The sequence below is a fragment of the Amycolatopsis sp. NPDC051102 genome (assembly GCF_040682815.1).
Classification (GTDB): domain Bacteria; phylum Actinomycetota; class Actinomycetes; order Mycobacteriales; family Pseudonocardiaceae; genus Amycolatopsis.
On the sequence record NZ_JBFBBT010000022.1, the window covers coordinates 48,310 to 74,387 of the forward strand.

26 protein-coding genes are annotated in these 26,078 nt (G+C 72.2%); 18 read left to right on the top strand and 8 right to left on the bottom strand.

Going from position 1 to position 26,078, the window contains the following annotated elements; translation table 11 throughout:
- The first annotated feature begins 21 nt into the window (after nt 1-21).
- Complete coding sequence (locus tag AB0M93_RS39235) at nt 22-666, top strand: class I SAM-dependent methyltransferase (RefSeq protein ID WP_364284090.1); 645 nt, start codon at nt 22-24, stop codon at nt 664-666.
- On the opposite strand, the gene AB0M93_RS39240 is transcribed toward AB0M93_RS39235, so the two are convergent.
- Complete coding sequence (locus AB0M93_RS39240; RefSeq protein WP_364284093.1) at nt 656-1,411, bottom strand: helix-turn-helix transcriptional regulator; 756 nt, start codon at nt 1,409-1,411, stop codon at nt 656-658. The genes AB0M93_RS39235 and AB0M93_RS39240 overlap by 11 nt on opposite strands.
- A 55-nt stretch (nt 1,412-1,466) precedes the next feature.
- Here AB0M93_RS39240 and AB0M93_RS39245 point away from each other — a divergent pair, with 55 nt between their 5' ends.
- Both AB0M93_RS39245 and AB0M93_RS39250 read left to right on the top strand, forming a co-directional pair.
- Nucleotides 1,467-2,432, top strand: a complete 966-nt coding sequence (locus AB0M93_RS39245; protein WP_364284096.1) for a zinc-binding dehydrogenase — start codon at nt 1,467-1,469, stop codon at nt 2,430-2,432.
- A 24-nt stretch (nt 2,433-2,456) separates the two neighbouring features.
- Nucleotides 2,457-3,182 carry a dienelactone hydrolase family protein gene (locus tag AB0M93_RS39250; protein WP_364284098.1) on the top strand — a complete coding sequence of 242 codons (726 nt, stop codon included), beginning with the start codon at nt 2,457-2,459 and terminating at the stop codon, nt 3,180-3,182.
- Here AB0M93_RS39250 and AB0M93_RS39255 read toward each other — a convergent pair.
- Nucleotides 3,179-4,477 (bottom strand): M20/M25/M40 family metallo-hydrolase, encoded by a 1,299-nt coding sequence (locus tag AB0M93_RS39255; RefSeq protein WP_364284101.1) that lies wholly within the window; start codon nt 4,475-4,477, stop codon nt 3,179-3,181. The two genes, AB0M93_RS39250 and AB0M93_RS39255, sit on opposite strands and share 4 nt — an antisense overlap.
- The gene (locus AB0M93_RS39260) at nt 4,470-5,297 is read right to left on the bottom strand and encodes a M55 family metallopeptidase (RefSeq protein WP_364284104.1); all 828 of its coding nucleotides are present in this window, start codon (nt 5,295-5,297) and stop codon (nt 4,470-4,472) included. Before AB0M93_RS39260 ends, AB0M93_RS39255 begins: the two co-directional genes overlap by 8 nt.
- A 180-nt stretch (nt 5,298-5,477) precedes the next feature.
- On the opposite strand from AB0M93_RS39260, the gene AB0M93_RS39265 reads away from it, so the two are divergent.
- From AB0M93_RS39265 to mptB, 5 genes are read left to right on the top strand one after another with little or no spacing between them, the layout of a single operon-like run.
- Nucleotides 5,478-7,310, top strand: coding sequence for an ABC transporter substrate-binding protein (locus tag AB0M93_RS39265; protein WP_364284106.1), 1,833 nt, complete (start codon nt 5,478-5,480; stop codon nt 7,308-7,310).
- Nucleotides 7,311-7,313: 3 nt separating this feature from the next.
- Entirely contained in the window at nt 7,314-8,339 is a 1,026-nt protein-coding gene (locus tag AB0M93_RS39270; protein WP_364284109.1) for an ABC transporter permease, read from the top strand.
- A complete protein-coding gene (locus tag AB0M93_RS39275) occupies nt 8,336-9,232 on the top strand; it encodes an ABC transporter permease (RefSeq protein ID WP_364284111.1) in 897 nt (298 codons plus the stop codon). Before AB0M93_RS39270 ends, AB0M93_RS39275 begins: the two co-directional genes overlap by 4 nt.
- Entirely contained in the window at nt 9,229-10,881 is a 1,653-nt protein-coding gene (locus AB0M93_RS39280; protein ID WP_364284114.1) for an ABC transporter ATP-binding protein, read from the top strand. The genes AB0M93_RS39275 and AB0M93_RS39280 overlap by 4 nt, the downstream gene beginning before the upstream one ends.
- A 60-nt stretch (nt 10,882-10,941) precedes the next feature.
- Nucleotides 10,942-12,477: a polyprenol phosphomannose-dependent alpha 1,6 mannosyltransferase MptB gene (mptB, locus tag AB0M93_RS39285; RefSeq protein WP_364284116.1), complete on the top strand. Its 1,536-nt coding sequence runs from the start codon at nt 10,942-10,944 to the stop codon at nt 12,475-12,477.
- Nucleotides 12,478-12,778: 301 nt separating this feature from the next.
- On the opposite strand, the gene AB0M93_RS39290 is transcribed toward mptB, so the two are convergent.
- From AB0M93_RS39290 to AB0M93_RS39305, 4 genes are read right to left on the bottom strand one after another with little or no spacing between them, the layout of a single operon-like run.
- Nucleotides 12,779-13,042, bottom strand: coding sequence for a hypothetical protein (locus AB0M93_RS39290; protein ID WP_364284119.1), 264 nt, complete (start codon nt 13,040-13,042; stop codon nt 12,779-12,781).
- 41 nt (nt 13,043-13,083) lie between these two features.
- Nucleotides 13,084-13,488, bottom strand: a complete 405-nt coding sequence (locus tag AB0M93_RS39295) for a TIGR03668 family PPOX class F420-dependent oxidoreductase (RefSeq protein WP_364284122.1) — start codon at nt 13,486-13,488, stop codon at nt 13,084-13,086.
- Nucleotides 13,485-14,384, bottom strand: a complete 900-nt coding sequence (locus AB0M93_RS39300) for an LD-carboxypeptidase (RefSeq protein ID WP_364284125.1) — start codon at nt 14,382-14,384, stop codon at nt 13,485-13,487. Before AB0M93_RS39300 ends, AB0M93_RS39295 begins: the two co-directional genes overlap by 4 nt.
- Nucleotides 14,381-16,297: a prolyl oligopeptidase family serine peptidase gene (locus AB0M93_RS39305; protein WP_364284128.1), complete on the bottom strand. Its 1,917-nt coding sequence runs from the start codon at nt 16,295-16,297 to the stop codon at nt 14,381-14,383. The genes AB0M93_RS39300 and AB0M93_RS39305 overlap by 4 nt, the downstream gene beginning before the upstream one ends.
- A gap of 77 nt (nt 16,298-16,374) precedes the next feature.
- Between AB0M93_RS39305 and AB0M93_RS39310 the strand changes: the two genes are divergently transcribed.
- The 7 genes from AB0M93_RS39310 (at nt 16,375) to AB0M93_RS39340 (ending at nt 21,928) form a co-directional block, all read left to right on the top strand.
- Nucleotides 16,375-16,950, top strand: a complete 576-nt coding sequence (locus AB0M93_RS39310) for a DUF3090 domain-containing protein (RefSeq protein ID WP_364284131.1) — start codon at nt 16,375-16,377, stop codon at nt 16,948-16,950.
- Between the two features lie 2 nt (nt 16,951-16,952).
- Complete coding sequence (locus tag AB0M93_RS39315; protein WP_364284134.1) at nt 16,953-17,750, top strand: SCO1664 family protein; 798 nt, start codon at nt 16,953-16,955, stop codon at nt 17,748-17,750.
- Nucleotides 17,735-18,622: an aminoglycoside phosphotransferase family protein gene (locus AB0M93_RS39320; RefSeq protein ID WP_364284138.1), complete on the top strand. Its 888-nt coding sequence runs from the start codon at nt 17,735-17,737 to the stop codon at nt 18,620-18,622. Before AB0M93_RS39315 ends, AB0M93_RS39320 begins: the two co-directional genes overlap by 16 nt.
- Before the next feature lie 51 nt (nt 18,623-18,673).
- A complete protein-coding gene (locus AB0M93_RS39325; RefSeq protein WP_364284141.1) occupies nt 18,674-19,489 on the top strand; it encodes a DUF3097 domain-containing protein in 816 nt (271 codons plus the stop codon).
- An 84-nt stretch (nt 19,490-19,573) separates the two neighbouring features.
- Nucleotides 19,574-20,008, top strand: a complete 435-nt coding sequence (locus AB0M93_RS39330; RefSeq protein ID WP_364284144.1) for an NfeD family protein — start codon at nt 19,574-19,576, stop codon at nt 20,006-20,008.
- Nucleotides 20,005-20,493: an SPFH domain-containing protein gene (locus AB0M93_RS39335; RefSeq protein ID WP_364284146.1), complete on the top strand. Its 489-nt coding sequence runs from the start codon at nt 20,005-20,007 to the stop codon at nt 20,491-20,493. Before AB0M93_RS39330 ends, AB0M93_RS39335 begins: the two co-directional genes overlap by 4 nt.
- An 88-nt stretch (nt 20,494-20,581) precedes the next feature.
- Nucleotides 20,582-21,928 carry an SPFH domain-containing protein gene (locus AB0M93_RS39340; protein ID WP_364284379.1) on the top strand — a complete coding sequence of 449 codons (1,347 nt, stop codon included), beginning with the start codon at nt 20,582-20,584 and terminating at the stop codon, nt 21,926-21,928.
- A 60-nt stretch (nt 21,929-21,988) separates the two neighbouring features.
- Here the strand turns inward: AB0M93_RS39340 and AB0M93_RS39345 are convergent, their stop codons facing one another.
- The gene (locus AB0M93_RS39345) at nt 21,989-23,335 is read right to left on the bottom strand and encodes an MFS transporter (RefSeq protein ID WP_364284149.1); all 1,347 of its coding nucleotides are present in this window, start codon (nt 23,333-23,335) and stop codon (nt 21,989-21,991) included.
- A gap of 148 nt (nt 23,336-23,483) precedes the next feature.
- Here AB0M93_RS39345 and AB0M93_RS39350 point away from each other — a divergent pair, with 148 nt between their 5' ends.
- The 3 genes from AB0M93_RS39350 to AB0M93_RS39360 all read left to right on the top strand — a co-directional run bounded on the left by AB0M93_RS39350 (nt 23,484) and on the right by AB0M93_RS39360 (nt 26,066).
- On the top strand, nt 23,484-23,801 hold the full coding sequence (locus AB0M93_RS39350) for a hypothetical protein (protein ID WP_364284152.1): 318 nt from the start codon (nt 23,484-23,486) through the stop codon (nt 23,799-23,801).
- Between the two features lie 40 nt (nt 23,802-23,841).
- A complete protein-coding gene (locus tag AB0M93_RS39355; RefSeq protein WP_364284154.1) occupies nt 23,842-24,465 on the top strand; it encodes a TetR family transcriptional regulator in 624 nt (207 codons plus the stop codon).
- Between the two features lie 77 nt (nt 24,466-24,542).
- Complete coding sequence (locus tag AB0M93_RS39360) at nt 24,543-26,066, top strand: FAD-dependent monooxygenase (protein WP_364284157.1); 1,524 nt, start codon at nt 24,543-24,545, stop codon at nt 26,064-26,066.
- Nucleotides 26,067-26,078: the final 12 nt, after the last annotated feature.

Below are 26,078 nucleotides of genomic sequence, written 5' to 3' on the forward strand. Positions count from 1 at the left end.
GTCGTCGCTAAGGTCACGATCATGACGACGCCGGAACCCGCCGACCGCGTACTCGCCCGCGCCTCCCTCGCCGAAGGCAACCCCACCGGGTGGTTCGACCAGCTCTACACCGCCGCCGCCCGCGGCGAAGCCGAGGTCCCGTGGACCCGCGGCAAACCGGGCATCGACCTGACCGCCTGGGCCGCCGAGCACCCGGGCGAAGGCCGCCGGGCGCTGGTGGTGGGCAGCGCGCTGGGCGACGACTCGGAACTGCTTTCCGCCCACGGCTGGGCGGTGACCGGCTTCGACGTCGCCCCGACCGCGGTGGCGGCGGCCCGCGAGCGGTTCCCGCACTCCACAGTGGACTACGTGGTCGCCGACCTGCTGAACCCGCCGCCGGCCTGGGAGCGCGCGTTCGACCTGGTCGTGGAGATCATGAACATCCAGGCGATGCCCCGCGACTTCCGGCCCGCGGCGGTGAAGTCGCTGGCCTCGTTCCTCGCCCCGGGCGGCACGGCGATCGTGTGCGAAGTGGCGGAGGAGAACATGGACATGGCGAACTGGCAGAGCCCGCCGTGGCCGTTCAGCCGCCCGGAGATCGAATCCGTCGCCCAGGACGGCGTCCGCCTGCTCAGCCTGGAAACCGTCCGGGACGGCGCCCGCTACTGGGCCACCTTCACCCGCTAGCCCGGTGGCGGCCGGGCGTCGTCCCGACCACCGTCGTGAAAGCCGCGATGAAGTGGCTCGGGTTCGCCCACCCGCACGCGCGGGCCACGCGGGCCGTGTCGTACCCGTCGGCGAGCAGGACCAGCGCGTGGTGGATGCGCAGCTGCGTACGCCACTCGTAGAACGTCATGCCCAGCTCGGCGCGGAACAACCGGCTCAGCGTGCGGGCACTCGCGCCGATCCGCTGCCCGAGCTCCGCCAGCGGCGTGTTGTCCCCGGGCGTCTCGTACATCACCCGCGCTAGGGCACGCAGCCGGTCGTCGCGGGGCTCCGGCAGCTGCAGCGGCTGCTCGGGCGCCTCGCGCAGCTCGTCGACCAGCACCCGGCGCAGGCGCGCGCTCGCGCCGCGGTCGTACTCGCGCGGGCCGGTCAGGGCCAGCAGCACCTCGCGGGCGAGGTCCGAGGCGGTGAACACGGCCGGGCGGTCCGGCACGAGCCGGGCCAGCGCCGCCGGCAGGAACACGATCCGCATGTCGGTGTGGCCGTGCGCGCGGTGCCGGTGGACGCAGCCGGCCGGGGTCCAGGCCACCCGGTTGGCGGGCACGATCGACGTCCCCCGCTCGGTGTGCACCGACAGCACACCGCGGGCCGCGTAGACCAGGTGTCCCCGGTCGTGGGCGTCCGCGGCGCTGGCCCCGCCCGGCGGCCAGAGGTGCGCTCCGCCGGAGGGCCAGATCCGCGACGCAGGTTGGCGGCCATCGGGCATGACGTGGCAGTGTACCGGTGGTCGGCCACCGGCCACGCCGGTGAGAGTGGGACGCATGAAGACGATGCGTGCAGCGGTTTGCGTCCGGGCCGGCGGCCCGGAGGTGCTGGAAATCCGGGAACTGCCGGTCCCCGCCGTCCGGGACGGCTGGAGCCTGGTGCAGGTCAAGGCCGCCGGGCTGAACCGGTCGGAGCTGCGGACCCGGCAGGGGCACTCCCCGGACGTGCGGTTCCCGCGGGTTCTCGGCATCGAATGCACCGGCGTCGTGGCCGCCTCCACCGACCCCCGCCTGCCCGAAGGCACGACCGTCGCGGCGGTGATGGGGGAGATGGGCCGCGCGTTCGACGGCGGCTACGCGGAATACGCCCTGCTCCCGAACCCCCTGCTGATGCCGGTCACCACCACCCTGCCGTGGCCGACCCTGGCCGCGCTGCCCGAGACGTACCTGACCGCCCAGGGCGCGCTCGACGCACTCGGGATCGCCCCGGGCCGCACCGGACGGCTGCTGATCCGCGGCGGCACGTCCTCGGTCGGGCTGGCCGCCGCCGCCATCGCGGCCGGCCACGGCGTGGAGGTCGCCGCTACCACCCGGCAGCCGGGCAAAGCCGCCGCGCTGACCGGCCACGTGCTCATCGACGACGGCGGCCCGCTGACCGGTCTGCCGCAGCTGTGGCCCGAAGGCCCGGACTGGGTTCTCGACCTCGTCGGCGCCCGCACGGCGGTGGAGTCCCTGCGCCTGGTCCGCCGCGGCGGGACGGTCTGCGTGGCCGGCTCCCTCAGCGGCTGGCTCGTCCCGGACTTCGAACCGATCGCGAAGATCCCGTCCGGCACCAAGCTGACCGCCTTCCACAGCAACGACCACACCGGCGCGACCGACGTGCTGCAGCGGATCATCGGCGAGGTCGAGGCCGGCACCTACCGGCCGCACGTCGACCGGGTCTTCCCCCTCGACGGCATCGCCGACGCCCACCGGTACATGGAGGACGACCGCGCCGCCGGAAAACTCGTCGTCGTGCCATGATCCAGTGGCCTAGGCTCGGGCATCATGCCCACCCAGACACTGCAGATCCCCACCGCCGACGGCCAGGCCGACGCGTTCGCCGCGTTCCCCGCCGACGGCGAGCGCCACCCCGGAGTGCTGATGTACCCGGACGGCTTCGGCATCCGGCCCGTGCTGCGCGAGATGGCGCAAGAACTCGCCGGTCACGGCTACTACGTGCTCGTCCCCAACCCCTTCTACCGGCACGGCCCGACACCGGTGCTCGACCTGCCCGAGTACATCGGCGAAGAAGCCCGGCCCGCGATCTTCGCCCGGCTGATGCCCATGATCGAGGCACACACCACCGACCGGATCCTCCGCGACGCCGACGCCTACCTGGAGTTCCTCACCGCCCGGCCCGAGGTCGGTCCCGGCCCGGTCGCGACGACCGGCTACTGCATCGGCGGTCTCCTGGCCACCCACACCGCCGCCGCCCACCCCGGCCGGGTGGCCGCCCTCGCCGCATTCCACGCCCCGGTCGGCGCCGCCGGGCCCGACACCCTGCACCGGCTCACCGCCCGCGGCCACTTCGGCCACGCCGAAACCGATCTGACGCCCGAAGCACTCGGCGAGCTCAACACAACCTTGGACGCCGCCGGAGTCGACTACACCTCCGAGATCTACCCCGGAACCGTCCACGGCTTCACGATGGCCGACACCGACGCCTTCGACGCCGCCGCCCGGCAGCGGCACTGGGAAAGCCTGCTCGCCCTCCTCGGCCGGGCCTTCTAGCAGTTCTCGAGGAACCGGGACAGGACGCGGGTGCCGAAGTGCAGGCCCGCCACCGGCACCCGCTCGTCCACCCCGTGCGCCATCGCCCGGTAAGGGAACCCCTTCGGCAGCCACAACGGCGCGAAGCCGTAACAGTCGATCCCCAGCTGCGTGAACGCCTTCGCGTCCGTCCCGCCGCCCAGGCAGTACGGCACCACCACGGCTTCCGGGTCCTCCGCCTGCAGGGCGAGCGCCATCGCGGTGAACCACGGAGAATCCACCGGCGCCTGCACCGGCGGCTGGTGCGCGACGAACTCCCGCGTCACGCCCTCGCCGAGCAGCTCGTCCAGCACCGCGAACAGCTCCTGCTCGGTGCCGGGCAGCACCCGCACGTCGACCTGCGCGGTCGCCGTCGACGGGATGACGTTCACCTTGTAGCCCGCGTCCAGCATCGTCGGGGTCGTGCTGTTGCGGACCGTCGGCACCACCAGCGAACCCGCCGGGCCCAGCGCCGCCACCGCCGCGTCCACACCGTCCGAAGAGGACAGCTCGACCGGCACGCCCAGCGCCGCGCCGGTCCGCTCCAGGAACGCCCGCACCGCCGGGGTCAGCGACACCGGCCAGCGGTGCGCGGCGATCCGGTGCAGCGCGCTCACCAGCCGCGTCACGGCGTTCTCGGCGTTCGGGCGCGACCCGTGCCCGGCCCGCCCGCGCGCGGTCAGGCGCAGGTGCGCGGTCCCGCGTTCGGCCGTCCCGACCGGGTACAGGTGCACGTCACGGCCGTCGGCGGCGGGCACGTGGTAGGTGTAGCCGCCCGACTCGCTGATCGCCGCGACACACCCTTCGAACAGCTCCGGGTGCTCGGCCACCAGCCAGTGCGCGCCCCAGTCCCCGCGGTCCTCCTCGTCGGCGACGAACGCCAGCACCAGCTCACGCCGCGGCCGCACCCCGCCGGCCAGCGCCGCGAGCACCATCGCCACGAAGTCCTTCATGTCGGTCGCGCCGCGGCCCCACAGGTACCCGTCGCGCACCTCGCCGGCGAACGGCGGCACCGACCAGTCCGCGGCATCCGCCGGGACGACGTCCAGGTGCCCCTGCACCAGCAGCGCCGGCAGCGACGGATCGGTGCCCGGCACCCGCGCGATCACGCTCGCCCGCCCGGGCGCCGCCTCGAAGATCCGCGACGGGACACCGAGACCGTCCAGGAACGCGGCGACGTACTCGGCGGCCGGCCGCTCCGGCTCGGCGTCGTTGCCGCCGCGGTTGGTCGTGTCGAACCGGATCAGGTCCGCGCACAGCTCGACGACGTCAGCCATAGATGCCCTGCACCGCCCCCGCCGCGATCGCCGTGACGACCTTGAACGCCTTCATCGCCTCGGTCATGTCCACCGCGTCGAAGCCGACGCGGCGCGTCCCGATCTGCTCCACCGTCGGGATCACCGCCGTCGCCTGCGCCAGGTGGCTCGCGTCGAACTCCACCTCGATCCGGTGCGGGCCGGCCTGCCGCTCCTCCCGGCCCGCCCGCCCCATCGCGTCGGCCGCCGCGCCGGTCAGCAGCTCCGCCGTGCGCGAGGGCGGCAGGCAGATCGCCGCGTACCGGCTCACGCACTCCTTCACCTGGACCAGCTCCGCCTCCGGAGCGTAATCACGGGCGTCGTCACACGTTTTGTCGTCACCCGAAACGAGCAGGACAGGCACGCCGTACTCCGCGGCCATGCCCGCGTTCAGCCGCCCCTCGCTCGCCGGGACGTCGTCCAGCCACACCCCGGTGATCTGGTTCTCCAGGTAGGTGTGGGAAAGCACCCCGTCGAAGCCCGCACCGGCGTGGTAGCCCAGGAACACAACCCCTTCCACGCCCGAGTCGATGCCCTGCATCATCGACAACGGCTTGTGCCGCCCGGTCAGCATCCGCGCCCGCGGGTCCAGCTCCTCCAGCAGCAGGTTCCGCTGCGACGAATGCGCCTCGTTGACCAGCACATCGGTGGCCCCGGCCGCGTACAGGCCGGCCAGCACGGCGTTGACGTCCCCGGTGAACAGCCGCCGGAAACGGTCCCACTGCGGCGAACCGGGCACGACGTCGTCGGTCCAGGTGACGCCGGTGGCGCCCTCCATGTCCGCCGAGATCAGGATGCGCATGTGGGGCACTCTAGCCAGCCCGCCCGGCCCCCGGACGCGGAATGCCTCCTTCCGCATTGTCACTCAGCGTGACGGCGAATGGATCGATAACGATCGGGCACCTGCCGAGGCGGCAACATATTGCGCGGTTGTCCCCGCATGTGGTTACTTCTCGTCTTCGGGGAGGCTCACAAGCGAATGATGGGGTGGTTTTCGGTGCAGTTCCCACGCAGGTGCGGGCGGTTCGCCCGCGGGGGCGCGGTCGTCGCGGCCGCGACACTGGCGGCGATCCCGCTGGCCGTTCCCGCGCAGGCCCAGCAGCCCAAGGTGCTCCGCGTCGCGCTCACCACCGGCATCGACCACCTCAACCCCTTCACCGCCCTACTGTCGGCGTCCACGCAGATCGGCCGGTTCACCTTCGAGTTCCTGACCGTTCCGGACGCGGCGAAGGCCGAGGCTTCGCCCGCGCTCGCCGAGTCGTGGACCCCGTCGCCGGACAAGCTCACCTGGACGTTCAAGATCCGCAGCGGCGTCAAGTGGAGCGACGGGCAGCCGGTGACCGCCAAGGACGCGGCCTACACGTTCAACCGCATGCTCACCGACGAGAACGCCCGCACCGCCAACGGCAACTACGTGGCCAACTTCGAGACGGTCACCGCCCCCGACGACACCACGCTCGTCATCAAGACCAAGACCGTGCAGGTCAACATGAACCTGCTCGACGTGCCCATCGTGCCCCAGCACATCTGGGAACCGGTCACCGACCTCAAGGCCGCCTCGACCGACACCCTCGCCGTCGCCGGCGTCTCCGACGGGCCGTACGAGCTCACCGAGTACAAGCCCAACGAGTACGTCAAGTTCAAGGCCAACAAGGACTACTGGCGCGGCGCCCCGAAGGTCGACGAACTGCAGCTGCTGCAGTTCAAGGACAGCGAAGCCGCGGTCAACGCGCTCAAGCAGGGCGAAGTCGACGTCATCAACCGGCTCAACCCCAACCAGTTCGACGCGCTGCAGGGCCAGCAGGGCATCACCACCAACGCCGCCCCCGGCCGCCGCTACGACGAGCTGGCGATCAACTTCGGCGTCACCGACAACGCCAACCACCCGATCGGGGACGGCAACCCGGTCCTCAAGGACCTCACCCTGCGCAAGGCCATCGCACAGGCCGTGGACACCAAGACCATCGTCGACAAGGTCCTCAAGGGCCTCGGCCAGGTCGGCGGCGGCGTCGTGCCCGCCGTCTACGCCGCCTACCACTGGGACCCCAGCGACGCCGAACGCATCAAGTTCGACCTCGCCGCCGCCAACACCACCCTCGACCAGGCCGGATACCAGAAGGGCCCGGACGGCGTCCGCACCGCCCCCGGCGGCGCGAAGCTGGAACTGCGCCTGACCGGGCACGCCAACCGCAGCTACGACCAGGCCGTCGCCCAGTACGTCACCGGCTGGCTCAAGGACATCGGCATCACCGTCAAGCAGGACCTCGTCTCCGACGACGAGCTGTCCGACCGCACCGAGGCCGGCAAGTACGACCTCGCCATCGGCGGCTACGGCACCAACCCCGACCCGGACTACGCGCTGTCGCTGCACACCTGCGGCGCGCGCCCCAGCCCGGACGGCAAGGGCGGCAGCACCGACACGTTCTTCTGCGACGCCCAGTACGACGACCTCTACAAGAAGCAGCTCACCGAAACCGACGACGCGAAGCGCGCCGAGTACGTCAAGCAGGCCCAGGCCCGGCTCTACAGCCAGGTCCCGACGATCGTCCTGGACTACCAGAACGCCCTCGAGGCCTACCGCTCCGACAAGTTCTCCGGCTTCACCACCCAGCCGCAGCCCAAGGGCGCGATCCTCGAGCAGACCGGCTACTGGGGCGTCTACGGCGCCACCCCGGCCGGCACCACCAACGCAGCGGACTCCGGCAGCGGCAACACCGTGCTGTGGATCGTCCTCGGCGCGGTCGTCGTGGTGGTCCTCGTCGGCGGCGGCATCATGCTCGGCCGCCGCGGCAAGACGGCCGAGGACCGCGAGTAAGAGATGACCACCCCCGACCAGGCCGCGGTGCTCGTCGACCCCGACGAGCACCGCGGCGGCACCGGCACGGCCCGGTTCGTGCTCACCAAGCTCCTCGAAGCGCTGATCAGCGTCGTGCTGGTGATCGTGCTGTTCTTCTTCCTCTTCCGGATGCTGCCCGGTGACCCGGTCGCCACGATGACCCGCGACCACCCCACCAGCCCGCAGCAGATCGCCGAGCTGCGCGAGAAGATGGGCGTCGACAAGCCCGTGCTCGTCCAGTTCGGCAACTACTTCTGGGACCTGCTGCACGGCGACCTGGGCGAATCCCGGCTGCTCAACAACGGCCGCCCGGTCGCCGACATGATCGGCGAACGGCTCTGGCCGACCATCCTGCTCGTCGGCAGCGCCACCCTGCTCGCCGTCGTCCTCGGGCTCTGGCTGGGCATCCGGGCCGCCTGGCGCCGCGACAGCTTCTTCGACCGCGGCCAGACCGGGCTCGCGCTGACCCTCTGGTCGGTCCCGCAGTTCTGGCTCGGCCTGATGCTGCTCGTGGCGACCAACGGCCTGTTCCCCAGCCGCGGCATGCACTCCCCGGACGCCGCGCCCGACGTCTTCTCCCAGACCCTCGACGTCCTGCACCACCTGGTGCTGCCGTGCGTGACGCTGCTGGCGGTGTTCTACGCCCAATACATGCTGATCATGCGGTCGTCGCTGCTGGGGGAGATGAACGCCGACTACCTCACCACCGCCCGCGCCAAGGGCCTGCGCGACGACCTCGTCCGCCGCCGCCACGCCGTCCCCAACGCCCTCCTGCCCACCACCACGCTGGTGTTCATGCAGTTCGGCCAGGTCGTCGCCGGTGCGGTCACCGTCGAAGCCGTGTTCAGCTGGCCCGGGCTCGGGCAGCTGACCTACGACGCGCTGCACGGGCCCGACCTGCCCGTGCTGCAGGGCGTGTTCACCGTGCTGGCGAGCGCGGTGGTGCTGATGAACCTGCTCGCGGAACTGCTCTACCGCGTGCTCGACCCGAGGGTGCGTACCTCATGACCACCGCCGAGACGCCCCGGCAGATCGCCCGGGCGCGCCGCCGCGCAGCGCTGCGCAAGACCTGGCGCGAGTTCTCCGGCCAGCGGGCCGCGCTCGCCGGGCTCGTCCTGCTCGGCGCCACCGTGCTCGTCGCCCTGCTCCTGCCGCTGATCAGCGACGAGAGCGGCCTCGACGTCACCAAGGCCACCGGGGCACCGCTCGCCCCGCCGAGCGCCGACTTCTGGCTCGGCACCGACAACTTCGGCCGCTCGGTGCTGCTGCTGACCGTCTGGGGCACCCGGATCTCCCTGCTCGTCGGGTTCTCCGCCGCCCTGCTCTCGGTCGTCATCGGCACCCTCATCGGCATCACCGCCGCCCACTTCGGCGGCTGGGTGTCGGCGACCCTGCTGCGGTTCACCGACTTCTTCCTGGTCCTGCCCTCGCTGATCCTCGCGATCGCGCTCTCGGCGGTGCTGCCCAAGGGCGTCGGCACCATCATCGTCGCCATCGGCCTCACCGCCTGGCCCAGCACCGCCCGGCTCGTCCGGGCCCAGACCCTCACCATCGAAAGCCGCCCCTACATCGAACGCGCCCACGCCCTCGGCGGCGGCCACCTGCACATCGTCGGCCGGCACGTCCTGCCCGGCGTGATGCCGCTGGTGCTGGCCAACACCACCCTCGTCGTCGGCAACGCCGTCATCGCCGACGCGACCCTGTCGTTCCTCGGCGTCGGCGACCCCAACTCGATCACCTGGGGCCTGGTACTGGAAAACGCGCTCAACAACGGCGCCATCAGCCGCAGCGCCTGGTGGAACGTGCTCCCGCCCGGCATCGCCATCGTCCTCGTCGTCCTCTTCTTCACCCTGGTCGGCCGGGGCCTGGAGACCGTGTTCAACCCGAGGTTGAAGAAGTGACCACCCCGCTGCTGCAGCTCACCGACCTGAACGTCACCTACGCGGTGGGGGACAAGCAAGTCCCCGCCGTCCGCGGCGTCGGCCTCACCCTCGAGCCCGGCGGCACCCTCGGCGTCGCCGGCGAATCCGGCTCGGGCAAGTCCACCGTCGCGATGAGCGTGCTGCGGCTGCTGCCGCGCACCGCCGACATCACCGGCGAGATCCTCCTCGACGGCGAAGACGTCACCACCATGAAGTGGGGCCGGCTGCGCGCGGTCCGCTGGGCCGAGGCGTCGGTGGTGTTCCAGGGCGCCATGCACGCGCTCAACCCCGTCCGCAAGATCGGCGACCAGATCGCCGAACCCCTGCGGCTGCACCCGGCGGCCGGGAAAGCTCCCACCGACGCCGAAGTCGACGCCCGCGTCGCCGAACTGCTCACCCAGGTCGACCTGCCCCCGGGCCGCGCCGGCGCCTACCCCCACGAGCTGTCCGGCGGCCAGAAGCAACGCGTCATGATCGCCATGGCGCTGGCCTGCTCACCCCGGCTGATCATCGCCGACGAACCGACCACCGCCCTCGACGTCATCGTCCAGGCCCAGGTCCTCGCCCTGCTCACCCGGCTGGTCGCCGAACAGCACATCGGGCTGATCATGATCAGCCACGACCTGTCCGTGCTCGCCGCCACCTGCGACCGCATCGCCGTCATGTACGACGGGCAGATCGTCGAAGAAGGCCCCAGCGCCGATGTGATGGGCTCGCCGAAGCACGAACACACCCGCGCACTGGCCGCGGCGTTCCCCACCGTCGGCGACCCGGTGTCCCGCTTCGCCCCCGCCACCAGCACCCCGCTGCCACCCGAACCGGCCGACCGCGCCCCCGCCGGCGAGCCACTGCTGGCCGCGGAAAACCTGCGCGTGTCCTTCCGCGACCGCACCGGCAAGCGCATCGACGCCGTCGCCGGCGTCGACCTCACCGTGGCCCGCGACGAGATCGTCGCCCTGGTCGGCCAGTCCGGCTCCGGCAAGACCACCCTCGCCCGCACGCTGCTCGGCCTGCAGAAACCCGACTCCGGCGTGGTCCGCTACGCCGGGAAGCCCGTCCCGGGCGGGGGAGCGGGCCTCAAGGCCTACCGCCGCCAGGTCCAGCTCGTCCTGCAGGACCCGACCAGCGCGCTCAACCCGGCGCACACGGTGTACGAGGCCGTCGCCGAAGGGCCGCGGATCCACAAGCTCGCCGACGAGCGCGCGGTCGTCCACCGGGCCCTGGAAGCCGCGGAACTGCGGCCGGCGGAGAAGTACGCCGACCGGCTCCCGCACCAGCTCTCCGGCGGCCAGCGCCAGCGCGTCGTCATCGCCGGAGCCTTGGCGCTCGAACCGTCGGTGGTGGTGGCCGACGAACCGGTCGCCTCCCTCGACGCCTCCGTCCGCGGCGAAATCCTCGCGCTGCTGCTGCGGCTGCGGCGCGAACTCGGCCTCGCCGCCCTGGTGATCACCCACGACCTGGGCCTGGCCTGGAACATCGCCGACCGCGTCGCCGTGATGTACCGCGGCGAGCTCGTCGAAACCGGGACCGTCGAACAGGTCCTGCTCGACCCGCAGCACGAGTACACCAAGTCCCTGCTGGCCGCCCTCCCGGGCGGGACCGCCCAGCGCCGGGCCGTCGGCAGCTGAGGCGGCAACCCGGCACTGCGGGAACCCCGCGCGAGCGCAGTGTGTAATCTCCGAACGGAAATGGCGACCACCACCGACCCCGCACAGACGCCCTCGGCCGGACTGGCCGAGCGGCTCCGCGTGCCCTCGCGGTTCCCGTACCGCACGATCGCGATGGGCACGGTCGGCAGCACGCTGCTGATGATCGCCGCCCTCGGCGCCGGCGGCATCCTGATCAAGGACCCCGTCCTCGGCCACGGCCCGCTCTCCTGGGTCCGCTACGGCCACGGGCGCATGCTCGCCAACGCCGTCCTCTACACCGGCTTCGGCCTCGTCGTCTGGGCCTGGGTCCGGCTCGGCCGCTACGTGCTGCTCGGCCGCGTCGGCAGCCGGCCCGTCCTGATCGCGGCCGGCTGCTGGATGGCGCCGCTGCTGGTCTCGCCGCCGCTGTTCACCCGCGACGTCTTCTCCTACCTCGGCCAGGGTGCCCAGCTGCTCTACGGGCTCGACCCGTACGCCAACGGCCCCGCCGAGCTCGACGTGCTGCCGAACGTCGTGCAGAACGTCCACCCGCTCTGGCAGACCACCCCGGCCCCGTACGGGCCGCTGTTCCTGCTGATCTCGAAGGGCGTGGTCGCCACCACCGGCGACAACATGATCCTCGGCGTCATCCTGATGCGCGTCGTGCTGCTGGCGGGCCTCGCCGGGACGCTGTGGGCGCTGCCGCGGCTGGTCAAGCACCTCGGCGGCAAGCTCCCGGTCGCGCTCTGGCTCGCCGTGGCCAGCCCGATGATGGTCATCCACCTCTTCGGCGGCCCGCACAACGACCTGATGATGCTCGCGTTCCTCACCATCGGCGTCCTCGCCGCCCTGGAACGCAAGCACGTCGCCGCGATCATCCTGGTCACCATCGGCATGCTGATCAAGCCCACCGCGGCGATCGCGCTGCCGTTCCTCGTCTGGATCTGGGCCAACCACCTCGAGGGCGAATCCAAGGTCCGCAACTTCCTGCGCGCCGGCGCCGCCTCGGTCGGGCTGTTCCTCCCGGTGTTCGTCGCCGGGACGTGGATCTCCCTCGGCTCGCTCAACCTGGGCTGGTGGTCCGGGCTCAAGGCCCCCCAGCTCATCGCGAACTGGCTCAACATCCCCACCGGCATCGGCGAGGTGTTCTACAACCTGGTCCACCTGGTGGTGGACGTCCAGGTCTCGCCGTTCGTCACGGTCGCCCGCGCGGCCGGCATGCTCCTGCTGATCGCCATCGGCATCCGCCAGTGGTGGCTCGGCCGCGGCGGCGGCACCGAGGCCGTCTACCGGGCCGGCATCTCGCTCCTGGCCGTGGCGATCCTCATGCCGCCGACCCTGCCGTGGTACCTGACCTGGGGCTTCGTGCTCCTGTCGGCGTTCAAGTGGCAACCCCGCCACCTGGCGGTCGTGGTGGCGGTATCGGTGTTCGTGACGCTGGTGTACTACCCCACGGGCGAGCAGGCCCTCTACGACTGGTGGTTCATCGCCCTGGTCGTGGTGGCCAGCCTGTACTCGGCGGCGTCCCTGCTGCGCCCGGACCCCCTCGGCATCATCGACGCCTGGCGCCGCCCGGAGAAGTTCCTCCGCGACTAGGGCGTGTCTGACAATGTCTTGGTCCAGGTGATCACGGCATGCAGGACTACGGCGGCGCGGTAGACGATGGCGAGCTTGTCGTCCAGTCGATCTGCCCGACCGCATCCGCGGTCATCAGCAGCGGTCGCAGCACGGTGTTCCAGGTGCCATCGCCCGCGCATCCGAAAACGGCCGCCCACGCCTCCCAGTCCGGACCGGCAGCAAGTCCTCGATCAACGCCCATTGAGCATCCGAAAGCAACTGAAACCACGACACGAGCAGCAGCATCCCAGCCGCCGACCAGGATATTCGTCAGAAACCCCTAGGCTGGCCGGCTGCGCGCGATCTCCTCGGCGACCTTCTCCATGAACCAGACCATGATCGCGTGGGGAACGCTGTGCTCCTCCGGCGCGTGGACCCGCACCGTCGGCTCCACCGACAGGTCTTCGTCGGGCACCACTCCGGTCATGATCAGCGCCCCGGACTTGATGTCGCTCAGCTCCACGAACCAGGCGTCCTCGGGCACGGCGTACATGAATTGCACGCCGTAGTGGCGCCCGGCGTGCTCGCGTTCCTCGTAGGCCATGCCCGGACGATGCCACCGCGACCGGGTCCGGGGTAGCGAATTCAGGCCGCCCCGGACCAGCCGCTCCACGTGTGCACGTCCGTGACCACCACGGCGTGTTCCGGCGGCCGGGCCGCGTACTGCTCGTACTTCGCCACCAGCCACGACACCGGCTCCGAGCCCGGAGGCAGCACTCGAGCCGTGCCGTCCGCCCGCGCCCACCACAGCTGCGACCAGTCCTCGTCGTAACCGTCCGCCAGGAAGCACACCGCCGGGTTCGCCTCGATGTTCGCCAGCCGGCGCAGCGCCGTCGTCGACTTCGGCTTGTGGTCCACCGCGAACACCACCACGTCGTGCCGCACCGCGAACGTCACCGGCACCAGGTGCGGCACGCCGTCCGCCGACACCGTCGCCAGCCGTGCGACCCGCGCCGCGGCGAACCGGTCGCGAGCTTCCTGCGGCCTCATGTCAGCGCGGGGGAGTCGAACGTCAACGTCCCCAGGTCCGCGTCCAGCGTCACCGGCACCCCCAGCGGCAACGTCGGCGACGACGCCACGTGCCCGAACCCGAACTCCTCCACCACCGGCACTCCCAGCGGCGCCAGCCGCTCCAGCAGCAACGCCCGGATGGCGGCCGGATCGCCGCACGCCGCCCACGACCCCAGCACGATCCCGCGGACCCCGGAGAACCAGCCGCTGCGCAACAGCTGCGTCAGCATCCGGTCCAGCCGGTACACGCTCTCCGTCACGTCCTCCAGCAGCACCACCGCGTCCCGCGCCGACCCCTGCTCCCGGGTCCCGATGCCCGCCGCCAGCAGCGACAGGTTCCCGCCCGTCAACCGCCCCGACGCCCGGCCCGGCACCAGCGCCGACCCGCCGCGGACCACCAGGTTCCGCTCCGGCTCGAACAACGACCGCCGCAGGTGCTCCACCGCGAAGTCGTCGAACAGCACGCTCGCCGGCATCGGGGAGAACAAACTGGACAGTCCCAAATGGACATCCACCGCCCGGTGCAGCGCGGTGATGTCCGACGAGCCGGCCAGCACCTTCGGGCCCGCCGCCCGCAACGCCGCCCAGTCCACCAGGTCCAGCATCCGCTGCACGCCGTAGCCGCCGCGCGCCGCCAGCACGCACCGCACCCCCGGATCCAGCCACGCCTCGGTGAACTCCGCGGCCCGCGCGGCGTCCGGCGCGGACAGGTACGGCGGCGACCCCGGCTCCGCCCGGACACCCGGCCCGACCCGCACCTCCACGCCCCAGCCGCGCAGCACCGGCAACGCCTTCTCCAGCAGATCCGCCGGCACCGGCCCGGCCGGCGCCACCAGCGCGACCGTGTCGCCGGCCCGCAACCGCGGCGGCCTCACCGCGACAGCTCCAGCCGCGCCACACCCGGCGTCTCGAACCCGAACGCCTGCCCGTAGAACGACAGCTCCGCCTCCAGCGCCGCCACGATCGTCGCCGCCTGCCGGAAGCCGTGCTGCTCCCCGGGGAACCGCTGGTAGGCGTACGGGATGCCGCGCCCGGCCAGGCCGGCGACGAACCGGTCGGCCTGCTCCGGCGGGCAGATCCGGTCCTCCAGGCCCTGCTGGAACAGCACCGGCCCGGCCAGCGCACCGGCGTTCGCCAGCGGCGAACGCTCCACGTAACGCTGCCGCGTCGCCGGCAACGGCCCCACCAGGCCGTCGAGGTACCGCGACTCGAAGTCGTGCGTGTCGCCCCCGGTGCCGGTCCACCCGGCCAGGTCCAGCACCGGGAACATCACCGTGCCCGCCCGGTAGGTCTTCGTCGTCGTCAGCGACGCCGCCGCGGTGAACCCGCCCGCGCTGCCCCCGCGGATCCCCAGCCGGTCCCCGTCGGCCAGCCCGGCCGCCACCAGCGCCTCGGCCACCGCCACGCAGTCGGCGACGTCCACCACGCCCCACTGCTCCCGCAGCCGCTCCCGGTAGGCGCGCCCGAACCCGGTCGACCCGCCGTAGTTCACCGCCGCCACCCCGATGCCGCGGCTGGTGAAGTACGCGATCTCCAGGTCCAGCACCGGGAAGTGCTGCCCGGTCGGCCCGCCGTGGACGTGCACCAGCAGCGGCGGCCGCTCGCCGTCGGGAGCCGCGAAGTCCGGGTTCCGCGGCGGGTACAGCACCACCGGCACGGTCTCGCCGTCAGCGGTGGTGAACACCCGCTCCTGCGGCACCGGCAGGTACGCCGACGGCAGCTCCGGCTGCGGCGTCAGGTCCGTCACCCCGCCGTCGGCCGAAACGCGCACCACGGCGGCCTCGCGGGCCGGGCCGCCGGCGACCCCCACCACCGCGTCACCGGAAACCGCGATCCCGGTGCTCGACCACGCCGTCAGCTCGCCGGCCACCGGCGTCACCGAGCCGTCCGCCTCGTCCAGCACCGCCAGCCGCCCCGACGCGAGCACCGCGTGCCGGCCGCCGCCCAGCGGCGCGAACCACCGCGACCCGGCCTTCCACAACGGCCCGCCCAGCTCCTGCTCCACCGGCGCCAGGTTCACCACCGACCCGTCCAGGCCGACCCGGTGCAGGTTCCACCAGCCCTCCGGGTCCAGCAGCGCCAGCAACGCCGACGGCGTCTCCCACTCGAGCTGGCACACCGAAACGTCCGCGCCGCCGGCCAGCACCCGGTGCGGCCCGAACGTCCCGTCCGCGGCCACCTCGGCGACGCACAGCTCGGTGCCGTCCCACGGCATCAGCGGGTGGTCCCAGCCGAACCAGGCCGCGTGCCGCCCGTCCGGCGACAGCTTCGGCACGGTCAGGAACCGGTGGCTCGCGCCCAGGACCCGCTGACCGCCGTCCAGGCCGATCGCCACCAGCTCCCGCTCGATGTCCGTCGGCCGCGGCCCGGTGCTGCGCTCCCGGACCGCCCACACCTCACCCGGCCGCCCGGCCCGCAGATCGCCGTAACGGACGCTCTGCGGTTCCGCCGGGGCCGGCGTGAGCGGCACCACGCCGGTTTCGCTCTGCGCGTACACGCGCTGATCCGCCCAGTGCGTGAACACCACCGCATCCCCGGCCGCCGCCCACGGCCGCCCGCCGTATTCGTGCAGCCGGTTGCGGACGTTCCACGGCGGCGGCAGCACGTCCTCGGTGCCGCCCGGCACCGCCCGGACCAGCGCGACCCGCCCCTGCTCACCGGGCCGCGCCTCGGCCCACCACACCTCGTCCCCGACGACGTCGAGCCACTGCGGGCCGCCACCGGCGGCGGCCACCTCGGCGGCGGTGATGGGCGAAGACCAGGTTCCGTACGGGGAGATCCGAGACACCCCCCGAGGCTAGCGGCCCCGCGAACCAGGGGCGGCGGATGCCGATCATGCGCCGGTGGCCTAGGGTCGTCAGTGCTATGTCTCGCGTAATCCACGTCTTCCGCCAGCCGGATCGGTTCGTCGCCGGCACCGTCGGCGAGCCCGGCGATCGCACGTTCTACCTCCAGGCGTCGGAGGACGTGCGCACGATCAGCGTCACCATCGAAAAACAGCAGGTCGTCGTCCTCGCGGAACGGCTGAGCTCCCTGCTGGAGGAGGTCGCCAGCCGCTTCGGCGCCGATGTCCCCGACGACGCACCCGACGACCTCGTCGACCTCGACCCCCTCACCGTGCCGGTCGAGGAGGAGTTCCGCGTCGGCACCATGGGGCTGGGCTGGGACGCCGACAGCAGCGCGGTCGTCATCGAGCTGCTCGCCATCACCGAGGGCGAGGTCGACGAAACCGTCGTGCTCGACGACACCGAGGAGGGCCCGGACGCCGTCCGCGTCTTCCTCAGCCCGGCCGCCGCCCGCGCCTTCGCCGAGCGCGCCGACCGCGTCGTCAACGCCGGCCGCAAGCCGTGCCCGCTCTGCGGCGAGCCGCTCGACCCGACCGGGCACATCTGCCCCCGGCAGAACGGCTACCGGCGCGAAACCGACGCGGGCGAAGACTGACCATGACCCCTGCCCCGGCCGACCCCGAGTCCCGCGAGCTGGTCACCCACGGCCGCATCGACGTCGAAGGCCGGCTCGTCGACGCCTCCAACGTCACCCTGTTCTGCGCCATCGAGCTCGACGGCGTCACCGGCCGGGTCGTGTACAAGCCGGTGTCGGGGGAGCGGCCGCTGTGGGACTTCCCCGACGGCACGCTGGCCGGACGCGAGGTCGCCACCGCGATCATCGCCGACGCGGCCGGTATCGGCGCGATCCCGCCGACCGTGCTGCGTGACGGCCCGTTCGGCCCCGGCATGGTCCAGCTCTGGGTGGAGACGACCGAAGACGACCTGGTGGAAGTCCTGCCGCCCGACGAAGTCCCCGACGGCTGGCGCCCGGTGCTGCACGCCCACGACCGGCTCGGCGAACCCGCGGTGCTCGCCCACGCGAACCACCCCGGGCTGCGCGACCTCGCCGTGCTCGACATCGTCGTCAACAACACCGACCGCAAGGGCGGGCACCTCCTGCCCGGCACCGACGGCCGCGTCTACGGCGTCGACCACGGCATCTGCCTGCACACCGACCCCAAGCTGCGGACCGTCCTGTGGGGCTGGATCGGCGAGCCGGTGCCACCGGACACCGTCGAGAAGCTGCGCAAGCTGCGCTCGGAGATCGACGGCGGCCTCGGTGCGACCCTCGCCGAGCACATCACGAAGTTCGAGATCCGGGCACTGGCCGAACGCGCCGACGTGCTGCTCGCCGAAGGCATCTTCCCCGAACCGGGCGACGACTGGCGCGCCATCCCGTGGCCCCTGTTCTGATCGACGACGCCACCCGCGCCCGGCTGGCCGGCCGCTTCGGCGCGGACCTGGCCGAGCCGTGGTGCGACGCCCTCCCCGACCTCGTCGCCCGGCTGAGCGCGAAGTGGGGGCTGACCGTCCGCGAGACGCGGCCCGGCAACAGCGGCCGCACCCTGCTGTGCACCGGACCCGGCGGTGACCTGCAGGTCCTCAAGCTCACCCCGGACCCCGAGGTCGCCCGGCTGGAGTTCGCCGGGCTGCGCGCCTGGCACGGCTGCACCCGCGCGGTGCAGGTGCTGGACACCGACCTCGACGCCGGCGCGATCCTGCTCGAAGGCCTCGTGCCCGGCATCGAACTGCGCGGCCGGCCGGTCCCGTGGCCGGAAATCGGCGCGCTGCTCACCGAGCTGCACGCGGTGACACCCCCGCCCGACCTGCCTCCGCTGACCGATCGGGTGACCTTCATGTTCGACATCACCGAGCGCACCGTCCCGGGCTCGGCGGCCGAACCGCACCTGACACCCGAACTCCTGCGGCGAGCCCGGAGCCGGGCCCTCGCTCTCGCCGAAAGCGGCCCGGCCGCGGTCGTGCACGGCGACCTGCACCCCGGCAACGTCCTGGACGCCGGCCCCCGCCGCGGCGTGGTCGCCATCGACCCGCGCCCGAGTGTCGGCGACCCCGCCTTCGACCTCGCCGACTGGCTCTACCTGCCGCTGGCCGCCGGCGGCACGCTCGACGACGGCATCGAGGCCCTCCGCCCGCACCTGCCCGGCCTCGACGCCGGCCGCGCCCGCGCGTGGTGCGCCGCGCTGGCTCCGCTGGCCGCCCATCCGCCCCTGCGCCGCGGTGAGCACACGCCGTTCACCGATGCCCTGCTGGAGATGGCGCGCTGACCGGCGTGGCATGACCGGCTCGGGACGCCGCGGCCGCTAGGTTCCGAGGTCGTGCGCTCCCATTCCTATGACGACGTGCTCGCCGGCCCGCGCCGCAAGAAGGTGCCGGAGGTCCCCGCCGAACCCGGCCTGGTCGTCGAGGACCCGGCCAGCGGCTACTGCGGCGCGGTGGTGAAGATCGAGTACGGCAACGTCGTGCTCGAAGACGCCAAGGGCCGCCACCGCGTCTTCCCGCTCGTCCCCGCCGGGTTCCTCCTGGAAGGCAAGCCGGTCACGCTGGTGCCGTTCCGGGCACCGGCGAAGGCACCGGCCCGGCGGGTCTCGGCGTCCGGCTCGGTCCGCGTCGAAGGGCTGAAGGCCCGCGTCGCCCGCGACTCGCGCATCTGGGTCGAAGGCAAGCACGACGCCGAGCTCGTCGAACGCGTCTGGGGCCACGACCTGCGCGTCGAAGGCGTCGTCGTCGAGCCGCTGGACGGCGTCGACGTGCTCGCCGACCGGATCGCCGAGTTCGGCACCGGCCCCGGACGCCGCCTGGGGGTGCTCGTCGACCACCTGGTGCCCGGCAGCAAGGAATCCCGGCTGGTCGAGGCCGTCCACGACGAGAACGTGCTGGTCACCGGCCACCCCTACATCGACGTCTGGGAAGCCGTGCGGCCGGAAGCGGTCGGCATCGAGGCGTGGCCGAAGATCCCCCGCGGCACCGAGTGGAAGCAGGGCATCTGCGACGCGCTCGGCTGGGGGCAACCTTTCGAAGGCTGGCAACGTGTCCTCAGCGGGGTGAGCAGTTTCCGCGACCTCGAGACCCCGCTCATCGGGGCCGTGGAACGGCTCATCGACTTCGTCACCGAACCGGCGGAGGAGGACTGAATGTCCGTTTTGTCCAAGGTCACGCGAGGGTTACGTCCCGTCACTGTGCCGGTGCGAACCGGCGCGATCTGAGAGCATGAAGCCATGGCTTGGGCAGTGGTCTGGTTGATCGTCGGCATCGCCCTGATGATCGCCGAAGTCGTCTCGGGCGACTTCGTGCTGATCATGCTGGGCGTCGCCGCGCTGTTCGGCGCCGGGGCCGAGGTCCTCACCGGGAATTTGGTCATCGACGTCGCCGTGTTCGCCGTCGCCTCGGTCGGCATGCTCATGCTGGTCCGGCCCGCGCTCAAGCGGCGCTTCCTGTCCGGGCCGATCCACCACACCGGCATCGACGCGCTGATCGGCGCCCGCGCCGTCGTTGTGTCCACAGTGGACGCCGAGGCGGGGCAGGTGAAACTGGGCGGCGACGTCTGGTCGGCCCGCAGCCTGGGGGAGCACCTCCCGCCCATCCAGCCCGGCACCCCGGTCACCGTCGTCGAGATCTCCGGTGCCACCGCCGTCGTGTCGGCCGAGCCGTGAGCCTGGGACTCGTCATCGTCGGCGCAGGCCACGCCGCGGTGATCGAACGCGCCGGGAAGTTCCGCGCCGTGCTCGGCCCCGGCCGCCACTTCGTGGTCCCGTTCGCCGACCGGGTCCGGGCCCGCGTCGACCTCGGCGAGCAGATCCTGTCCGCCCCGCCGCGTCCGGTCGAGGCCGGCGACGGGCTGGAGGTCCTGATCGGGTTCGAGGTCGTCTTCGCGGTGGCCGACCCGCGCCTGGCCACCTACGAGATCAGCAACCCGGCGATCGCGATCGAGCAGCTCGCCCGCACCGCGCTGCGGCAGGAAGCCGGCCTGACCACGGCCGAGCGCGCCGTCACCGCGCCGGAGGACCTGCACCGTACAGTGTGGACGGTCCTGCACGACACCACCGGCCGCTGGGGCATCACCACGAAGGAACTGGAGCTCGCGGTGAGCCCGCCCGCGGCACCCGGAACGCCGTCAACCGCGCAAGAATGGTACTAGGTAAGGGGAAATTCTCTTGACCGGATTCGCGATCGGCTTGGTCATCGCCTTGGTCTTGCTCGTGATCATCACGATAGCCAAGGCGGTCATGGTGGTGCCGCAGGCGCAGTCGGCCGTGATCGAGCGGCTCGGCCGGTTCCGCACGGTCGCCTCGCCCGGCCTCAACATCCTCGTGCCGTTCCTGGACAAGGTGCGCGCCCGGATCGACCTGCGCGAGCAGGTCGTCTCGTTCCCGCCGCAACCGGTGATCACCGAGGACAACCTGACGGTGTCGATCGACACGGTCGTGTACTTCCAGGTCACCGACTCCCGCGCCGCGGTGTACGAGATCTCCAACTACATCGTCGGTGTCGAGCAGCTGACCACCACCACGCTGCGCAACGTGGTCGGTGGCATGAGCCTCGAGCAGACCCTGACCTCCCGCGACTCGATCAACACCCAGCTGCGCGGCGTGCTCGACGAGGCCACCGGCCGGTGGGGCATCCGCGTGAGCCGGGTCGAGCTCAAGGCGATCGACCCGCCCCCCTCCATCCAGGACTCGATGGAGAAGCAGATGCGCGCCGACCGCGAGAAGCGCGCCATGATCCTCACCGCCGAAGGCCAGCGGGAGTCCGCCATCAAGACCGCGGAAGGCCAGAAGCAGAGCCAGATCCTCTCCGCCGAAGGTGCCCGCCAGGCGACCATCCTCGCCGCCGAGGCCGAGCGGCAGTCCCGCATCCTGCGGGCCCAGGGTGAGCGCGCCGCCCGGTACCTGCAGGCGCAGGGCCAGGCGAAGGCGATCGAGAAGGTGTTCGCCGCGATCAAGGCCGGCCGCCCGACCCCGGAGGTGCTGGCCTACCAGTACCTGCAGACGCTGCCGCAGCTGGCGCAGGGCGACGCGAACAAGGTCTGGATGATCCCCAGCGACTACGGCAAGGCCCTCGAAGGCTTCGCCCGCGCGCTCGGCGCCCCGGGCGACGACGGCGTGTTCCGGTACGAGCCGCCGAAGGAGGACGACGTCCCCGACAAGCCCGACCTCGAGGACGAAGAGGTCTCCAGCTGGTTCGAGACCAAGAGCGACCCGAAGGTCGCCGAGGCCGTCGCGGCCGCGGAAGCGGTAGCGCGCAAGGAGGTCCCGGCGATCGGGGCGCCCTCCTCGCCGCCCGCGCGGCCCTCGATCCCGCGCCCGGCCCAGCGGCAGGCCGAGCCGGAAGACGAGGACCGCGGCACGGAGGTCACCCCGGCCCCGCAGCAGCCGCCGACGCCGCAGAGCGGCCAGCCCGCCCTGCCGCAGCCGCAGGCCCCGGCCGGTCCGCCCCCGGGCGGCCAGTACCAGGGCCCGCCGCCGCAGGCGCCGCCCCCGGGCCAGTTCGGCGGCCCGCAGCAGCAGAACCCCGGCACCGGGCCGTTCCCGCAGCAGCCCCCGTTCGGCGGCCCCCAGGGCCCGCGCCGCTGAGGTTGACACGACGAGGGGCCTCCCACCGCACCAGGTGGGCGGCCCCTCGCTCGTTTTCGGTCAGGTGCGCTGGTAAACGCTCACGTCGTCGATGTCCGCCTTCGAACGGTCCCGCAGGAAGATCACGCACAGCACCGTGACCACCGCCGACAGGACGATGTAGCCGGAGATCGCGTACGGCGTCCCGGTCGTGTGCAGCAGCCACGTCGCCAGCAGCGGCGCCGGCCCGCCCGCGAACACCGACGCCAGCTGGTAGCCCAGCCCCGCGCCGCCGTAGCGCAGGTGCGTCGGGAAACTCTCGCCGATCAGCGCCGCCTGCGGGCCGTACTGCAGGGCGTGCGGGATGAACGACACCACGACCGCGACGAACACCAGCGCGTGGCTGCCGTGCGCCAGGATCGTGAAGTACGGGAACGCGATCACCCCGGTCAGCACCGCCCCGCACAGGTAGACCCGCTTGCGGCCGAAGGTGTCCGACAACGACGAGAACAGCGGGATCAGCGCCAGCTCGCACGCCGCCCCGACGAGGACCGCGTTGAGCACGAAGGTCTTGCTGAACTCGTGGCGCGCCACGACGTAGATCAGCACGTAGCTGGTGAACAGGTAGAACGGCATCTGCTCGCTGAACCGGACGCCGGCCGAGAGCAGGATCTCCCGCCAGTGGTGCCGGATCGCGTCCAGCACCGGGGTGCGGGCGGTCTGCCGGTTCTCGACGAGCTTGGCGAACATCGGTGTTTCGAGGATCTTCAGCCGGATCACCAGGCCGACCGCGACCAGCACCAGGCTCAGCAGGAACGGGATCCGCCAGCCCCAGGAGTCGAACGCGTCGGGGGAGAGGGTCGCCGACAGCAGCGTCATCCCGCCCGTGCCGAGCACCAGCCCGACCGGGACGCCGATCTGCGCGAAACTGCCGAGCAGCCCGCGTTTGCGCTGGTCACCCCACTCCATGGCGAGCAGCACCGAGCCGCTCCACTCACCGCCGATGGCGATGCCCTGCACCAGCCGCAGCAGCACGAGGATCAGCGGGGCGGCGACGCCGATCGCCGAGGTCCCGGGCAGCATCCCGACCACGCCGGAGGAGATGCCCATCAGCAGCAGCGTGACGATCAGCGTCGCCTTGCGCCCGATCCGGTCGCCCCAGTGCCCGAAGACGGCCGCCCCGACCGGCCGCGCGGCGAACCCGACCGCGTAGGTGGCGAACGACTGCATGGCCCCCGCGTACGCGCTCGACGCGGGGAAGAACAGGTGCGGGAAGACCAGCGCCGCCGCGGTGTTGTAGAGGAAGAAGTCGTACCACTCGATGGTCGTGCCGATGGCGCTCGCCAGCGCCGCCCGCCGGACCTGCACTCGCCTCGACTTGCTGTCCGGCTCCACCTTGTGAGTGACGCCGTTGTCGCCCAGAACCATCTCGCAACACCTCCGGTGACCGATGTCACACAACAGTGTGACGCGCGTCGACGGTTTCGGCGATCGATGACTCGGTTTCCGTCCGGTGCGTGACGGTGTATCGCGAAAACCAGGCGCGTCCGGGGCCCGTGGTGCCTACCCTCGGGGCATGCCGCGCCGGATCATGTACCTCCAGCTCAAGACGGGCTACGACACCGACCGGGGTCCGTCGTGGATCGCCTGGGTGCGGTTCTCCAAGACGTGGCGGACCGCGTACGTGCACGGCCGTGAGCTGCGCCGGTGGCCGGGGCTGTGGGACGCCAACTTCATCGACGTCGAGACCGGCGAGCGATTCTGGCTGTCCGGACCGAAGCGGGACCGCACCGACGGCCGCTACAGCAACGCCCAGCCGGCCGTCGACAGCGACGCGGCCGCCCGCTACGAAGCTTTCCTCGCCGGCGCACCTTCGACGAAACTTGCCGACTAGGCAACTTTGCAGATTCTGCAAACTTCGGTACGGTGAAGACATGGACAGCGACCGCGCCGGGCTCCGGGAGCGCAAGAAGCACGAAACGCGCATCGCGCTGAGCTGGGCGGCGATCCGGCTGACCGTCGAACGCGGGCTCGACAACGTCCGGATCGAGGACATCGCCGCCGAAGCCGGGGTGTCCACCCGGACCTTCAGCAACTACTTCGGCAGCAAGGGCGAGGCCATCGTGGCCCGCCACCACGACCGGGCCCGCGCGATCGCCGCCGCGCTGCGCGCCCGGCCCGCCGGCGAGCCGATCTGGGACGCGATCACCCAGGCCGCGCTCCAAGGGTTCGCCCTCGGCGAGCCGGTACCCGACACGCGGGTGCCCGACCAGGCGTGGGTGGAAGGACTGCGGCTGATGGTCGCCGAACCCACGCTGCAGGGCGAGTTCCAGAAGGCCGGCGCGGCGGCCGAAGCCGAGTTCGCGCTCGTCGTCGCCGAACGCACCGGCACCGACGTCGGCCGGGACGTCTACCCGCGGCTCGTCGCCGGTGTCGTCGGCGCCGCGCTCAACGTCGTCACCCAGCAGTGGCTCGTCGCCGAGCCGTCGCAGTCCCTCGAGGACATCCTGCGGGACGTGTTCGGCCGGCTCGCCGCCGGCCTGCCCGACCCGCGCTAGACCCCCGCCGGACCACGCCCGCGTACCCCGGGCTTCTTCGGCATGCCCATTTTCCCGCCACCGCAAGGAGTTCCGCCATGGAAGACGTCGTCATCGCCGGAGCCGGCCCCAACGGCCTCATGCTCGCCTGCGAACTGGCCCTCGCCGGGATCCGCCCGCTGGTGCTGGAGCGGCTGCCCGAGCCGACCACCGAAAACCGCGCCAACGGCCTCGTCGGCCAGGTCGTCCGCCTCATCGACCGCCGCGGCCTGCACGAACGCCTCGCCGGGCCGATCGGGCCACCCGTGCCGGGCTTCGTCTTCGGCGCGATGCACCTGGACCTCACCCTCGCCGAGCGCAATCCGCTCCACATCCTCGGCGTCCCGCAACGCCGCATCGCGGCGGTGCTCGAGGAACGCGCCGCCGAACTCGGCGTCGAGATCCGGCGCGGGCACGAGCTCACCGGCCTCACCCAGGACGCCGACGCGGTCGCCCTCGAGGTCACCGGTCCCGGCGGGCCCTACCGGCTGCAGGCCCGGTACCACGTCGGCGCCGACGGCGGCCGCAGCGTGACCCGCAAGCTCGCCGGCATCGGCTTCCCCGGTGTCACCGAAGATCGCACCGTGTCCCACTCCGCGAACGCGACCGTGCCGGCGGAGTTCGTCGACCCCGAATCCGGCGGGCTGCGGATACCGGGCCGCGGCGTGATCCCGCCCTTCTTCCACTACCGCACCGAAACCGGCCTGTTCGCCTACGCGCCGTTCCCGGCCGGCACCCTCGTCACCGCGATGGAGTGGACTGACGACGAAGGGTCCGACGACGAACCGCCGATGTCCCTCGGCGAGGTGCGCGCGAGCATCCGGCGCGTCCTCGGGTTCGACCTGCCGATCGGCGAGCCAGAAGGGGCGGGGCCGCACCTGCTGCGGCGGTTGCGCGGGCGCAACACGCGGCTGGCCGAGAAGTTCCGCGAAGGGCGCGTTCTGCTGGTCGGCGACGCCGCGCACGTCCACTCCGCGATCGGCGGCCCCGGCCTCAACCTCGGCCTGCAGGACGCCGTCGGTCTCGGCTGGAAACTCGCCGCCACGCTGCGCGGGTGGGCGCCGGCGGGCCTGCTCGACACCTATGAGAGCGAACGCCGTCCGGTCGCCGAGCGGGTGGTCATGCACACCCAGGCCCAGTCCGCGCTCATCGTCCCGGGCGGCGATGTCACGGCGCTGCGCGAGTTGTTCGGCGAGCTGTTGCGGCTGCCGAGCACGGTGCAGCACATCGCGGACCTCATGTCCGGCGCCGACGTCCGGTACGCACCGGCCACCGACCACCCGCTGGACGGCCGCTGGGCCCCGGACCTCATGCTGGCCGACGGGACCCGGCTCGCCGAGCTGACCCGCACCGCCCGGCCCTTGCTGCTGGACTTCACCGGCTCCCTCGGTGACGAGCTGCGCGGCTGGCACGACCGGGTCGACCTCGTCCCCGGCACGGTGCCGGACGAGGTGACCGCGCTGCTGATCCGGCCCGACGGGTACGTGGCCTGGGCCTCCAGCTCGGCCACGCCGGACGACACGGAGCGCAAAGCCCTGCGGGCGGCCCTCGAACGCTGGTTCGGCGACCCCCTTGACGCGTAGGAGATATCCTAC